14 protein-coding genes are annotated in these 13,763 nt (G+C 62.4%); 3 read left to right on the forward strand and 11 right to left on the reverse strand.

Features of this window, described 5'->3' with window-relative positions; genetic code table 11:
* Nucleotides 1–137: 137 nt before the first annotated feature.
* Nucleotides 138–1,235, reverse strand: coding sequence for a hypothetical protein (locus ACLV74_RS06585; RefSeq protein WP_411878572.1), 1,098 nt, complete (start codon nucleotides 1,233–1,235; stop codon nucleotides 138–140).
* A gap of 1,405 nt (nucleotides 1,236–2,640) precedes the next feature.
* On the opposite strand from ACLV74_RS06585, the gene rpoH reads away from it, so the two are divergent.
* Together rpoH and ACLV74_RS06595 are read left to right on the forward strand one after the other, a co-directional pair.
* A complete protein-coding gene (gene rpoH / locus ACLV74_RS06590; RefSeq protein WP_411878573.1) occupies nucleotides 2,641–3,564 on the forward strand; it encodes an RNA polymerase sigma factor RpoH in 924 nt (307 codons plus the stop codon).
* Between the two features lie 288 nt (nucleotides 3,565–3,852).
* Nucleotides 3,853–5,571: a diguanylate cyclase gene (locus tag ACLV74_RS06595; RefSeq protein WP_411878574.1), complete on the forward strand. Its 1,719-nt coding sequence runs from the start codon at nucleotides 3,853–3,855 to the stop codon at nucleotides 5,569–5,571.
* Between the two features lie 21 nt (nucleotides 5,572–5,592).
* On the opposite strand, the gene ACLV74_RS06600 is transcribed toward ACLV74_RS06595, so the two are convergent.
* The 5 genes from ACLV74_RS06600 to ACLV74_RS06620 are packed head-to-tail and all read right to left on the reverse strand — an operon-like array spanning nucleotide 5,593 to nucleotide 9,817.
* A complete protein-coding gene (locus ACLV74_RS06600; protein WP_411878575.1) occupies nucleotides 5,593–6,222 on the reverse strand; it encodes an SCO family protein in 630 nt (209 codons plus the stop codon).
* 7 nt (nucleotides 6,223–6,229) lie between these two features.
* Complete coding sequence (cyoE, locus tag ACLV74_RS06605; protein WP_411878576.1) at nucleotides 6,230–7,150, reverse strand: heme o synthase; 921 nt, start codon at nucleotides 7,148–7,150, stop codon at nucleotides 6,230–6,232.
* Between the two features lie 9 nt (nucleotides 7,151–7,159).
* The gene (locus tag ACLV74_RS06610; RefSeq protein WP_411878577.1) at nucleotides 7,160–8,293 is read right to left on the reverse strand and encodes a COX15/CtaA family protein; all 1,134 of its coding nucleotides are present in this window, start codon (nucleotides 8,291–8,293) and stop codon (nucleotides 7,160–7,162) included.
* Between the two features lie 37 nt (nucleotides 8,294–8,330).
* Nucleotides 8,331–9,047, reverse strand: a complete 717-nt coding sequence (locus tag ACLV74_RS06615) for a hypothetical protein (protein ID WP_411878578.1) — start codon at nucleotides 9,045–9,047, stop codon at nucleotides 8,331–8,333.
* Nucleotides 9,044–9,817 carry an SURF1 family protein gene (locus ACLV74_RS06620; RefSeq protein WP_411878579.1) on the reverse strand — a complete coding sequence of 258 codons (774 nt, stop codon included), beginning with the start codon at nucleotides 9,815–9,817 and terminating at the stop codon, nucleotides 9,044–9,046. The genes ACLV74_RS06615 and ACLV74_RS06620 overlap by 4 nt, the downstream gene beginning before the upstream one ends.
* A gap of 18 nt (nucleotides 9,818–9,835) precedes the next feature.
* Between ACLV74_RS06620 and ACLV74_RS06625 the strand changes: the two genes are divergently transcribed.
* The gene (locus tag ACLV74_RS06625; protein WP_411878580.1) at nucleotides 9,836–10,075 is read left to right on the forward strand and encodes a twin transmembrane helix small protein; all 240 of its coding nucleotides are present in this window, start codon (nucleotides 9,836–9,838) and stop codon (nucleotides 10,073–10,075) included.
* A gap of 62 nt (nucleotides 10,076–10,137) precedes the next feature.
* On the opposite strand, the gene ACLV74_RS06630 is transcribed toward ACLV74_RS06625, so the two are convergent.
* The 5 genes from ACLV74_RS06630 to ctaD all read right to left on the reverse strand — a co-directional run bounded on the left by ACLV74_RS06630 (nucleotide 10,138) and on the right by ctaD (nucleotide 13,756).
* Nucleotides 10,138–11,055: a cytochrome c oxidase subunit 3 gene (locus tag ACLV74_RS06630; RefSeq protein WP_411878581.1), complete on the reverse strand. Its 918-nt coding sequence runs from the start codon at nucleotides 11,053–11,055 to the stop codon at nucleotides 10,138–10,140.
* Between the two features lie 76 nt (nucleotides 11,056–11,131).
* Complete coding sequence (locus ACLV74_RS06635; RefSeq protein WP_411878582.1) at nucleotides 11,132–11,338, reverse strand: DUF2970 domain-containing protein; 207 nt, start codon at nucleotides 11,336–11,338, stop codon at nucleotides 11,132–11,134.
* Nucleotides 11,339–11,340: 2 nt separating this feature from the next.
* Nucleotides 11,341–11,943, reverse strand: a complete 603-nt coding sequence (locus tag ACLV74_RS06640; protein ID WP_411878583.1) for a cytochrome c oxidase assembly protein — start codon at nucleotides 11,941–11,943, stop codon at nucleotides 11,341–11,343.
* Between the two features lie 41 nt (nucleotides 11,944–11,984).
* The gene (locus ACLV74_RS06645; RefSeq protein WP_348048202.1) at nucleotides 11,985–12,098 is read right to left on the reverse strand and encodes a cytochrome oxidase small assembly protein; all 114 of its coding nucleotides are present in this window, start codon (nucleotides 12,096–12,098) and stop codon (nucleotides 11,985–11,987) included.
* A 23-nt stretch (nucleotides 12,099–12,121) separates the two neighbouring features.
* Complete coding sequence (gene ctaD / locus ACLV74_RS06650) at nucleotides 12,122–13,756, reverse strand: cytochrome c oxidase subunit I (RefSeq protein ID WP_411878584.1); 1,635 nt, start codon at nucleotides 13,754–13,756, stop codon at nucleotides 12,122–12,124.
* Between the last annotated feature and the right edge of the window lie 7 nt (nucleotides 13,757–13,763).

Below are 13,763 nucleotides of genomic sequence, written 5' to 3' on the forward strand. Positions count from 1 at the left end.
GCATTTAGTGCCGTTCTAACTGCGATGGCAGCACTAACCTTCTCGAAGGGCTTTCCACCTGAGGGAAGGACGGACCCGCAGAGCAGGGCGTATGTGACCCGTTGCGTGGAAACCTGAAAAGCGTCTTCCCACATTGACTACCTAATCAGCTTGTCGCTTTTGGTCAGACGGGACAAATGCAACACGTACAGTTCAGCGAGTCGGTCGATTTGTGCCGACTTCACACATTCTGCCAAAGCGAGGCCAATTGCCACCAGATTCATTTCGGCAAGTGTCTTAGGCCGAAATTCGAGACTTACGGGCCTAGCCGCCTGGCTGGTCGATGGCACACACTCGATAACGAGGTCATGGAGCATGGCTTCCACGTTGCGTTTGCAGTGGTCGGCCTCGTTCTCTGCACGAACAACGGCAAGTGCCTTAACCACGAAACCTGCCTTGCAGATCGCCCCGGTCAACGCTTGCCATGCGACCATTTTTTTATTATGAAATGTAAGGACCAAAGTGCCGTCCTCCTTAAGAGTGCGGCGGCTCTCCCTTAAGCACGCCGCAATTATGTTTTCGTAGTCCGCCGCAGATGTGCCTTTGATTGAGTTCGGCACCGCCTCCTGGGCCTCATCAAAAGTCAACTTTGGGTCATACACCTTCAGCCACGCATGAAATAGCCGCGCTAGTTCGCCGTATTGAACGTCATCGAAATATGGCGGGTCAGTTACAACGACACTTACAGAGCCATCACGTAGAGCTTGCTGGGAACTGCTACCCGTCGAAATTAGGATGTCCCAATCCGTTCGCTTGCGGCCCCGTCGGCCGGAAGTAGTTGATACCACCTTAGGTGGAGTCGAACAGGACTCGATTAGCCATTGAAGGCTGGTGGACGCGGCGCCGAATCGTCGCGGCAACGTTCCTCTTCCGACTGGCGAAAGGAAATTTGTTTCGACAGCGAGGGTGGTTTGCGTGTATCTATGGTTCGCCATTCCTTCGAACGGCTTCAGATTTGATCGGTCCCACCGACTCAGAAATGCTGGCATCTCAGCTGCACCCAGCACTGAAAAGGCCAACCGATCCTTTACTGCAAGTGGCATATCCAACTGTTTTATTGCGACTAGGGCTTCCGCCAGCACGTGGGCTTGACGACGTGTGTACAAGTCGCCCCAACGCATCAGGCCATTGTCAATGAGCCGCTTCGTTTCTTTCCCTGGGGAAATGAGCTCATTCAGAGCAGCTACACCACCCACGGCGGAGTCCGCTTGAACTGGGTCGTCGTGTTTGACCGGACGAAGGACAGCCCGCCATTGATTGCCTTGCTGTGTAAGCTGCTGGACTAGCACCGCATGCCATCCCGTCGGGCTCAATCGTTCTGATGCACAGTGAGCGCAGCCGACCAGCAACGTTGTCGCACTCCAACGGGAAGCGCAGCTTCCACACTTATAACTGCCAACGTCTTTATTTCTTTTAGACACCGAACCACACTCGTAGCAGCCGAAGAAAGCTGAGGTTTCCGCGACGGCGCGACTTGCCCGGGAAACAAGCGGGTGGGGGAATTGATAGCTCGTCCGCCCACAGTCAAGGCATTCTGCCGTGCGCACTCGCAGGATGTGGCTCAATTCCTGCCCAGCTGAATTTTTGTACGCCAATCGGAGGTGCGCAACGGCCTCAAGGACGGCTGCTGCGGCCTTAGTCAAGTCATCAGCGTCGCAGCTATGCAGAGCAGATGCTAATCCTCGAGCTGGCCAAGGGTATAGATCCTGTGCGTACGCCTTCAAGCCACGTTTTGCTGCTTCAAAGGTGACCGTCCCACCGCCACTGAATGGGTCTGCGGCCGTCAATCCAGGGCCGTACTGCTCAACCGCAGCATCCAAAATGGCGCCCATAACGCAATGGGGGCGCCTCGCCCACCAGCGGTAAGCGGAGACTACTGGCGAATGAAGTTGGCGTTGTTTGACCTCGCGGCTTGCGACGCCGGCGAGTTGCCTCCAATTCACTCGCGAAAGGAGGCTTTCGTTGGACGGGGCTGGTATGCGCATGGGTCTTTAAGTACTTCCGCCGTCCGAGCCTCCCGGACCCGTCAGAAATTTGTTACAAATCTTCGCGAGCCTATCACCAATGGCTGGCTATATCTAGTGACGTAATTACATGCGTCATCGCAGCTACCGCAACTAACCAGCGGGTAGTAGCGTCGCGACTCTCAGAATCAGATTTCCAAGGCCTTGTTAGGTGAGATTAATAGACTGAATAGGATTCCCAGCCTGATGCTAAGCGACTTCTTTAGCGCTACTCCACGCCTGATGACAACTAGCGCTGAAGTCCTCTACAGATGAATGCAGCGGGACTGCCCTCAAAAACGCGGCCATAAATTCAGAGTTAAGTGGAAAAAGTTCAAAGTTAGCTGGAAATCGGCATCCCGGCCGGAAACGCCAGGAATTACCCGCGTTTACATCACGGGCACCTTACACCCTGAACCAAAACCGGCCTGCGGCAGTCATACTGAAAACCAAGGGTTATTACGTATTAGCCTTCCGCTATCCGCATCATTGAACCTATTGCTTAGCACTCGATCCAACAGAGTGCTAATATTTGGCAATAGAGAAAAGGAGTCCTGCTGTGTCATATGCTCTTTCCCCCCAACCGCTGACCGCTGCCGTGGCCGTTCCCAACCCGGGTGCCGTCGCAGCCGTCAACCCTTGGTCGCTGGTTCCCCCACTGGGCAACCTGGACGCTTACATTTCCGCCGTCAACCGCCTGCCCATGCTCACTTTGGAGCAGGAGCAGGAATTCGCCAAAAACCTCAAGGAAAACAACGATCTTGACTCGGCCGGTAAGTTAGTGCTTTCTCACTTGCGCCTGGTGGTGTCGATTTCGCGCAAATACCTGGGTTACGGCCTGCCCCACGGCGACCTGATCCAGGAAGGCAACATCGGCCTGATGAAGGCTGTGAAACGCTTCGACCCGGACCAGAACGTGCGCCTGGTGAGCTATGCCATGCACTGGATCAAAGCCGAGATCCACGAGTACATCCTGAAGAACTGGCGCATGGTCAAGGTCGCCACGACCAAGGCCCAGCGCAAGCTGTTTTTCAACCTGCGCTCCATGAAGCAGGGTTTCAAGGACGACGCCGACGTGGCGACGCACCGCGACACGCTGACCGAAGGCCAGATCGATTCCATGGCGAAGACGCTGAACGTCAAGCGCGAGGAAGTCATCGAAATGGAGCAGCGCATGTCGGGCGGCGACGTGCTGCTGGACCCTAGCCCGGGTGACGACGGCGAGGACGCCTTCGGCCCCATCGCCTACCTGGCCGACGCGACGCAGGAACCGACCGCGCTGATGGAATCGCGCCAGCGTGACAATCTCGCCTCGGACGGCATCACTGCCGCGCTTGAGGAGTTGGACCCGCGCGCGCGCCGCATCGTGGAAGAGCGCTGGCTCAAGGTGAACGACGACGGTTCAGGCGGCATGACGCTGCATGACCTCGCCTCTGAATACAAAGTCAGCGCCGAGCGTATCCGCCAGATCGAAGTGGCCGCGATGAAGAAGATGAAGAAGGTGCTTGCGGCTTACGCATAAGCGAAGACGCATAGGCCAGGGCTCACACCCTTTCCCCCAAAAGCCCGCACCGTCGAAAGTGCGGGCTTTTTTGTGGACGCGCGCAGCCTCCAGGCGCAGGCTTGCTGCAATAAATTGCAGTTGCGCGCGCACGCCATTCGTCGGGCTCGCCAGGCACCCACAAAAATTTAAAAAATTTTTGTCCGCGCGCAGCCGCACAATGAATTTGTGCTGATCTTCCACGCACTCACGGGCAAGCCCGGACGCATTCTGCGGTTCGGGCGCGCACTCCTCCGTGGCCGCTGCATAGTGGGAATACTGGCGGCGTGCCTGCTGTTACCAGCCACGCATGGATGGGCCCAGCACGCCGCCGATGCGCGGCTGCCGGTGTTGCAGCTCAACGCACCCGACGGCCAGGTCGCGCTGGCCGACCACAGCCAGTTCTGGATCGACACGACCGGCAAGGCCGTGCTGGAACAGGTGGAGTCCTGGGAGTACGACCTGCCGTTTGCCAGGCGCCCGGCCGGCCACACCGTATTGCTGGACGGCCATGTGATGTGGATTCGCTTTAACGCCATGCAGCCGGACCTGTCGCAACGCTGGGCATTGGAAGTGAGCAGCGCCGGCGTCGACCGGGTCAGCCTGCACTACCGCAACGCCGCAGGGGACTGGATCGAACAAAAAGCCGGCGACAAGCTGCCGGTGAGCCGGTGGCCGCGCCCCGACCGCTTCCCGGTTTTCGACCTGGATGCGGAGCAGACGCGGCCCGTCACCTACTTCATCCGCATCGAGCATGCGCGCACGCCCTTCTCGGCACCGCTCTTCATTTACAGCCAGCCCGCCCTGCTGGCGCAACGCATGCAGGAGCAATTCCTGCTGGGCGCCTATTTCGGCCTGGCCGTGCTGATGGCCCTGGTGGCTGCGGCCAACGCGGTGGCCTTCAGGGACAGGAGCTTTGCGGCCTACGCCGTCTACATCAGCGCGCGGGCCGCGGCCCAGGCCGCGATGCTGGGCATAGGCGGGCAATACCTCTGGCCGGACTCGCCGGCATGGAACGACCTGTCGGCCTTCCTGCTGCCGGTGCTGGCGGCCTGCAGCGGCATCTGGTTTGCGCGGGTGGTGACGCGGCCGCAGCGCTTCTCGGCTCCACTCGACAGGTTGTCGCTCCACCTGATCATGCTGCTGGCACTGGTGGCCGTGCTCGACACTGTTTACCCAACACATGCGGGCTTCGTCGCCACCACGGCGCTCATCATCGCGGCCATCTCCGTGATCTGCGCGCTGGTCTTCATCGCCTGGCAAAGCGGCGACCCCACCATGCGCTGGATTGCGCTGGGCTTTGTGCCGGTCGTGGTGATGGCGCCCTTCCCGGTGCTGCGCAACCTGGGCCTGGTTCCGGTCAGCTTCCTCACGCAGTACGGCCTGACCCTGGGCGCGGCGCTGGAGACGCCGCTGCTGTTTTACGGCCTGCTCAGGCACGCCGCGCAGCGCCGCGAAGCCCGCGCGCGCGCCGCCGCGCTGGCGCAGACCGAGCCGCTCACGGGACTGAGCAACCAGCACACCTTCGAGGCGCGGCTGCACGAGGCCCTGCTGCGCTCGAACCGCTACCAGCACCGCAGCGCGCTGCTGATGATCGACCTGTCCAACCACGGCTGGTTCGCCAGGGAGCACGGACGGCAGATCTCGGATTACGCGCTGGTGCTGGCGGGCTCCTGCCTGCGCAAGCTGGCGCGCGACATCGACATCGCGGCGCGTGTCGGCGACTGTGAGTTCGCTTTGCTGATCGAGGGGCCGGTAAGCCCCGCGCAGGCGGTGGCGGCGGCCACGCAGCTGGTGGCGCGGGCGCTGCAGCCGTCAGACCTGCTGCCGGTGGGATCGCGCCTGAAGCTGCACGTGGCGATTGCCATGGTGCCGGACGCGCAATGCGGGGAGCACCCCAATGCCGCGCTGCACCTGGCCTACATGCTCAAGTCCTTGCGGGAGATGCCGGCCAACACGCGCAAGTCGATCAAGACGGTGAACTTCTAGGGGAGGCTCACCTGCGGGCGCTCAGGCGCCCTTGAGCAGCAGGCGAATGTCGGAGGCCAGCGATTCCACGCCGCTGCCGTAGCGGTTGTACAGGCGTATGCGGCCCTTGCCGTCGAACACGTAGCTGCCCGCGGAGTGGTCCATGGTGTAGCTGCCGGGGGTCTTGCCGTCGACCTTTTTGTAGTAGACCTTGAAATCCTTGGCGACCTCGGGCAGTTGCGCCATGGTGGGGCGCAGCGCGAGGAAGGCCGGGTCGAAATTACCCATATAGGCCTTGAGCAGTTCGGGCGTGTCGCGCTCGGGGTCGACGGTGATGAAGATGGCCTGCAGCTTGTCGCCGTCGGGGCCCAGCTGCTGCTTGACCTGCGCGAGTTCGGCCATGGAGGTCGGGCAGACGTCGGGGCATTGCGTAAAGCCGAAGAACACCACCACCACCTTGCCGGAAAAATCTTTCAGCGTGCGCACCTGGCCGTTGTGGTCTGCCAGCGTGAAGCCCTGCGCATAGTCGGCGCCCGTCAGGTCTATGCTTTTGAACTGCGCTTTGTCGGGCGAACAGGCGGCCAGCAGGCCGGCCGTGGCCGCGAGCACCGCGGCGCCGGCCAGGGTTTTGACGGCGCTGCGTCGCGTGGGCAAGGTGCTTGGGGTTTTCATACGGGCTTCAGACAAGGTAGTGGTCCAGCAGCAGGGCCGCGAACAGGACCGAAAGATGGATCAGCGAAAAGCGGAAGGTCTTGCGCGCCAGCGCATCGGAGTAGTTGCGCCACAGGCGCCAGCCGTACCAGCTGAAACCTATGCTCAGCCCCACGGCGGCCACCAGGTAGAGCCAGCCGCTCATCTTGAAGATGAAAGGCATCAGGCAGGCGGGAAACAGAACCAGCGTGTACAAAAACACCTGCAGGCGCGTGAACTCGTTGCCGTGCGTGACCGGCAGCATGGGCAGCCCGGATTTGCGATAGTCCTCGACCCTGTACAGCGCCAGCGCCCAGAAGTGCGGCGGCGTCCAGAGGAAGATGATCAGGAACAGGATGAGCGCCTCAGGGCCGACCGAGCCCGTCATCGCGGCCCAGCCCAGCACCGGCGGCATGGCGCCCGAGGCGCCGCCGATCACGATGTTCTGCGGCGTCATGGGCTTGAGGATCACGGTGTAGACCACCGCATAACCGATGAAGGTGGCAAAGGTCAGCCACATGGTGAGCGGGTTCACCCACACATACAGAATCCAGGAGCCCAGCGCGCACAGCCCTGCCGAAAATGCCAGCGTGAGCGGGTTGCTCAGTTCGCCCTTGGCCGTGGGGCGCCAGGCGGTGCGGCGCATGCGCGCGTCGATCTGCTGCTCGACCAGGCAGTTGAAGGCCGCGGCGGCGCCGGCGACCAGCCAGATGCCGGCGCAGGCGATGAGCGCGAGCCGCACGTCGGGCCAGGCGGGAACGCCGGGGACGGCCAGCACCATGCCGATCAGCGCGCAGAACACGATGAGCTGCACCACGCGCGGCTTGGTCAGCGCATAGAACTGCGCGAACTTCGACGGAATGTGGGGCGTGGCGGATGCCGGGGCGGCGGATGGGGTGCTGGGGTTCATGGGAAATCGCTAGGCATTCAATTTTGACGCATGTGGCGCGCGGGGCCCGCCGCGGCCGGAAAAGACCACGCCGCTGAGCACAATGACCAGGGCCGCCGCGCCGCCGGTGTGCGACACCGCGGCCAGCAACGGCCAGCCCAGCACGGCATTGCTGATGCCCGTGACGGCCTGCAGCAGCGTGAGCCCGGCCAGCCAGCGCGCGGGCGTGCGCCAGGCCGACAGGCGGTACAGGCAAAAAGCCAGCGCCATGAAGACGGCAAACACAAGGTAGGCCGTGAGGCGGTGCACATAGTGGATGGCGGTGAGGGCCTGGAAGCTGATGTTGGCGCCGTCATGGCCCGCGCCCAGTTCGCGCCACAGCGTGAAACCCTGGCGGAAATCCATGGCCGGCCACAGCGAGTTCTGGCAGGCGGGGAAGTCGGTGCAGGCCAGCACCGCGTAGTTGGTGCTGACCCAGCCGCCCAGGGCGATCTGCAGCCACAGCAAGGCAAACGCGGCCAGCGCGGCGAAGCGAATGCCGCCGCTCAAAGCCTGGGCCGGCGGCGCCTGCAGTTCTGCATGGCGCAGCGATTGCGCGCGCAGCAGCGCCAGCAGCACCAGGCCGCCCAGCAAGTGCATCGTGACGATGGCGGGGAATAACTTCATGGTGACGGTGAGCGCGCCGAACGCGCCCTGCAGGCAGACCCACACCAAGGTGGCGGCAGGCCACCAGGGAGAGACCGGTACGCGCCGGCGCTCCATCCAGCTCGTCACCGTGAGTGTGAGGATCAACACGCCAACGCCCGTCGCCAGGTAACGGTGGATCATCTCGATCCAGGCCTTGGAATGCGTGACTGGCCCTGTCGGCATGGCGGTTTGCGCGGCCTCGATGTGCACCTGCGCGCCCACCGGGCTGGCGCTGCCGTAGCAGCCGGGCCAGTCAGGGCAGCCCAGGCCGGAATCGGTCAGCCGGGTGAAGGCGCCGAAGATCACGAGGTCGAAGGTGAGGAACAGCGTGACCAGCGTCAGCACCCGCAGGCGCTGCGACACCGGCGCGTTCTTGTTGCGCACCCAGACCCAGGCCAGCGGCCCGAGCGCCACCACCAGGCCCATGATCATCAGGCGCAGGGCGGGGCTGAGGTCGTAGAGTGCGGTGCTTGACATGGCGATGCGAGATTGACGTTAAACCGGCTTCGCCGGTTTAACGGCCCTCTTTGTCCCAGCTGCTGGAGGCCCTCAAAAGGCGCTCCAGGTCGCGCTTGGCCTTGGCGGCGGCTGCTGCATCCATGTCGGCCGGGAAACGCATCATCCAGTTGCCGATAGGGTCGACCAGGTAGAGGTGGTCTTCCAGGCGGTGGCCTGCGGCGGGCTCCAGCCATTTCGCGAGGTCGGCGGGCGCGACGCGCAGCACTGGTGAAGAAGCCAGGGCCGGCAGCAAGGCCTCGCGCACGGGCGCGTCGTCGGCGACCAGCCAGACGCGGTCCAGGCGCTCTTTTTCCTTGCCCAGCGACTCGCGCAGCTGGCGCTGGAAATACAGGTTCTGCTCGCAGCGGGCATCGCAGGCGCCGCCCGCCACGCTGATCAGCAGCCATTGGTCTTTCAGCGCCGTCAACGTGCCGGCGCGGCCGTCAAGCGCGCGTGTGGCCAGCGGCGGCAGGGGTCGCTGCGGGTCTATCAGCTCGCCGAAGTTACGGCGGCCTTCGGGCCGGACCACGTAGTAGGTGAAATAGGAGGCGACCACCGGGGCGGCGCACACCAGCAGCACGGCCAGCATTTTCCAGCGTCCGGCGACAGTGCTGGGCGCGCGCACACTGGACGGGTCCGGCACCGGCATGGCATGCACGGTCAGGCCCAGGGGCTGGTCCTGCAGGGTGGGTGCGGCGGCAGGGGTCGAAGAAGCGTCAGGCGTAGTGGTCACGGCAGTTGATCACCGCTTTTTGGGCGGCGTGGTGAGGTACTTTGGGTACGGTGGGCACGGAAAGGAAGGACCAGCTGGAACCAGCCATACAGGATGAACACCAGGGCGCACAGGCCGAACCACTGGAAGGCATAACCGTAGTGCTTGTCCACGCCGAGGTTGGGCGCGGCCCATTCACGCTGCAGACCCTCACCGGCTGCGCCGGTCTGCAGCAGCGAGACCTCCAGCAGCGGCAGGCCGGTTTGCGCGCGGTAAGCGGGCAAGTCGAGATTTTGCCGTATGCGGCCGCTCTCGACGCCCTTGAACTCATAAAGCCTGGAGGGCGGCGGGGCGATGCGGCCCTCCACCGTGACGACTCCCGCGGGCGTTGAAATCTCCGGCAGGCGGGTGCGGTCGGCGAAGTTGCGCGGCACCCAGCCGCGCTGGACCACGATGGCCTGCGACGTGCCTTCAAGCACCAGCGGCGTCAGCACCACAAAGCCGGTCTTGCCGCTCATGGGCCGGTTGTCGAGATAGAGGGTGTGTTCCGGCCGCCAGACACCCTTGAGCACGGCCGGCCGGTGGATGTCGTCTGTGATGTTTTTGGCCGTGAGCAGCGATTGCGCATCCAGCGCGGGAAGCCGGCCTTTGGAGTCGACGGCGGCCTGCAGCGCCTCTTTTTGCGCAGCGCGGCGCAATTGCCACTGGCCCAGCGAAAAAGTGGTGCCGGCCACCAGCACGGCCGCTGCAGTCAGCAGCCAGAAGCGCGGGGAGTGCAAAGCCTTGGTCATGCGCGGATAATCCTGTTCATGACTTACCTCGTTGCACTGGCGTTCATCGCCATACTCGCCAGCCTGGCCTCGGCGCTTTTTTTCATGCTCAAGGGCGGCAAGGACAGCGAAGATGGCGAAGGCCGCAAACGCAAAACCAGCAACATGGCGCGCGCACTGGCGTTCCGTGTCGGGTTTTCGGTCTTGCTGTTCATCTGCATCCTGATTGCGTGGAAACTGGGTTATATCCAGCCCACCGGCATCCCGGCGGGCAAATAAAAGAACAAAGGCCGCATCAAGCGGCCTTTGATTGAGCGGCCCGGGCCGCGATTGGTTCCGCCTTACAGCCAGTAAACCAGGATGTACAGGCCCAGCCACACCACGTCCACAAAGTGCCAGTACCAGGCTGCGCCTTCAAAACCGAAGTGCTTTTCAGGCGTGAAGTGGCCTTTTTGCAGGCGCAGCGTGATGAACAGCAGCATCAGCATGCCGACGAACACGTGGAAGCCGTGGAAACCCGTGAGCAGGAAAAAGGTCGAGCCGTAGACGCCGGAAGACAGCTTCAGGTTCATCTCGTGGTAGGCATGGAAGTACTCATAGCCCTGCACGAACAGGAAGACAATGCCGAGCAGAACGGTCGCCCACATGAAGGCGATGGTACGGGCGCGCTTGCCCTCGATCAATGCATGGTGGGCGATGGTGATGGTGACACCGGAACTCAACAGCAGCGCCGTGTTCACCGTCGGCAGGGAACCCATGATGGAGGCCCAGATGCCGCCGCCAATCATCAGCGGCTTCATCGCGGTGAAGGGCTCGATGATGTCGGCGGGCGAAGCCGTCACGCCGGCGGCGAGGCTGGGCCAGACGGCCTTGAAGTCGGGCCAGAGCAGCGCGTTTTCGAGGCTGCCCAAGGCCGGCAGCGAGTGCGAGCGGGCCCACCACAGCGCGGTGAAGAAGGCGCCGAAGAACATCACTTCCGAGAAAATGAACCAGCTCATGCTCCAGCGGAAAGACAGGTCGATCTTGCGCCCGTACAGGCCGCCTTCGCTTTCGGCGATGGATTCACTGAACCAGCGGAACAGCGTCACCAGCCACCACACCATGCCGAACGCCAGCGACCATTTTCCCCAGTCGGCGCCGTTGATCCATTGGCTGGCACCGAGAATGACAAAAAACAGGCCGATAGCGGCCATCACCGGATGGCTCGACGGGGCGGGGACAAAGTAGTGGGGGGTTGACCCGTGGGTTGCTGATGACATCGCTCGACTCCTGTTTTTCTCTCGAATTTCCAATAATCTTTAACTCAAACCGTTGTGCTGGACTGTTCCGCGCTTCTCAGCGCGCGACCATCCATTTCGCCAGCAGCACCAGGACTACGACGAACACCACCACGGCAATCAGCCCGACCACAATGATGTGGAGGGGGTTCAAATTCTTCACGTCTTCCTCGTAGTCGCCGCGGGACCGCAGGCCCACGAAGGACCAGGCGACGGCCTTGACCGTGCGCAGGAAGGAAGGCTTTTTGACGGGTGTCTGGGCCATGCTTATGCGCCTGCCTGCTTTTCAGGTGGCACGGCGGCTGTCGTTGCCTTCGGCGCGGCCGGCGTCTTGCCGCCCACTTCAAAGAAGGTGTAGGACAGCGTGATCGTCGCCACGTCTTTCGACAATTTCGGGTCGATCACGAACACCACGGGCCACTGTTTTTTCTCGCCGGGTGCCAGCGTGTACTGACTGAAGCAGAAGCATTCCAGCTTGTTGAAATGCGCGCCGGCCTGGGCCGGCGCATAGCTGGGAATGGCCTGGGCGGACATGGTCCGGTTCTGCACGTTCTGGAATTCGTACATCACCGTGGTCAGCTCGCCCGGGTGCACCTGCAGCGTGTTCTGGGCCGGCTTGAAATGCCAGGGGCCGCGTGAATTCGCGTCGAACTCGACCGTGATGGTGCGGGTGCGATCCACCTGCGTGTTGGCCGGCAGGCTGGAAGTCGCCCCGGGGATCTGGCGGTCGGACAGGGCCAGCACGTTGATGCCGGTCATCTCGCAGATCGCCTTGTAAATAGGCACCAGCGCGTAACCGAAGGCAAACATGCCGAGGACGATCACGCCCAGCTTGCCCATCATGTTGAAATTTTCGCGCTTGAGCCGCATCAGTGTTACCGGTTTGAGCCTGGAGTCGGAAAAACCGGCTCTCAGTGACCCAGGAAAATCATCTTGGCCATGAAGCCCACAAAAAAGACGAGCGCGACCGAGGCCAGTATCAGTGCCAGCCGCAGGTTGCTTTTCTTTTGTTCAGGTGTGGTCATTGGCCGTTACCGATGGGGATTGATCAGCCGATCACGCGGGTTGCCGAGGCATCCAGCTTGGGCGGGGTTTCATAGGTGTGGAAAGGCGCGGGCGACGGGACTTCCCATTCCAGGCCTTCGGCGCCCTTGCCGCCTTCGTCCACCCAGGGGTTTTGCTTGGCCGGTGCGCCCTTGCCGCGCATCGTGGGCACCACGATGAACAGGAAGAAGTAGACCTGGGCGAAACCGAAGAAGAAGGCGCCCACGCTGGCCACGGCATTGAAGTCGGCGAACTGCATGGGGTAGTCGGCATAGCGGCGCGGCATGCCGGCCAGGCCCAGGAAGTGCATCGGGAAGAAGGTCACGTTGAAGGAAATCAGCGACCACCAGAAGTGGATCTTGCCGCGGGTTTCGTTGTACATGACGCCGGTCCATTTGGGCGACCAGTAGTAGTAGCCGGCAAACAGCGCGTAGAGCGAACCGGCCACCAGCACGTAGTGGAAGTGGGCCACCACGTAGTAGGTGTCCTGCAGCTGCGTGTCGATAGGCGCGACCGAGAGGATCACGCCCGTCAGGCCGCCTATGGTGAACACGAAAATGAAGCCCACCGCGAACAGCATGGGGGTTTCAAAGGTCATGGAACCGCGCCACATCGTGGCGATCCAGTTGAACACCTTCACGCCCGTGGGCACGGCGATCAGCATGGTGGAGTACATGAAGAACAGCTGGCCCGTGACCGGCATGCCGGTGGTGAACATGTGGTGAGCCCACACGACGAAGCTCAAGATGGCGATGGAGCCGGTGGCGTACACCATGGAGGCGTAGCCGAACAGGCGCTTGCGCGCGAAGGCGGGAATGATCTGGCTGATGATGCCGAAGGCCGGCAAGATCATGATGTACACCTCGGGGTGGCCGAAGAACCAGAAGATGTGCTGGTACATCACCGGGTCGCCGCCGCCGGCGGGGTTGAAGAAGCTGGTGCCGAAGTGGCGGTCGGTCAGCGTCATGGTGATGGCGCCTGCCAGCACCGGCATCACGGCGATCAGCAGGTAGGCGGTGATCAGCCAGGTCCAGCAGAACATCGGCATCTTCATCAGCGTCATGCCGGGAGCGCGCATGTTCAGGATGGTGACGATGATGTTGATCGAGCCCATGATGGACGAAGCGCCCAGGATGTGCATCGCGAAAATACCGGCGTCCATGGACGGGCCCATCTGCAGCGTGAGCGGCGCGTAGAGCGTCCAGCCCGCGGCGGGCGCGCCGCCGGGCATGAAGAACGAGCCGCCCAGCATCAGGCCGGCGGGAATCATCAGCCAGAAGCTGAAGTTGTTCATGCGGGCGAAAGCCATGTCGGCCGCGCCGATCTGCAGCGGGATCATCCAGTTCGCGAAGCCCACGAAGGCCGGCATGATGGCGCCGAACACCATGATCAGGCCGTGCATGGTGGTCAGCTGGTTGAACAGCTCGGGGTTGACCAGTTGCAGGCCGGGCTGGAACAGCTCGGCGCGGATCATCAGCGCCAGCACGCCGCCGAACATCAGCATGAAGAAACTGAACAGCAGGTACAGCGTTCCGATGTCTTTATGGTTGGTCGCGAAGACCCAGCGACGCCAGCCCGTCGGGGCGTGGTCGTGGTGGTCGTCATGCGCGTGATCGTGATGGTCTAGAACTGCACTCATCTTGGCT

The sequence above is a fragment of the Polaromonas sp. YR568 genome, from assembly GCF_943369415.1.
In the GTDB taxonomy this organism is placed as follows: domain Bacteria; phylum Pseudomonadota; class Gammaproteobacteria; order Burkholderiales; family Burkholderiaceae_C; genus Polaromonas.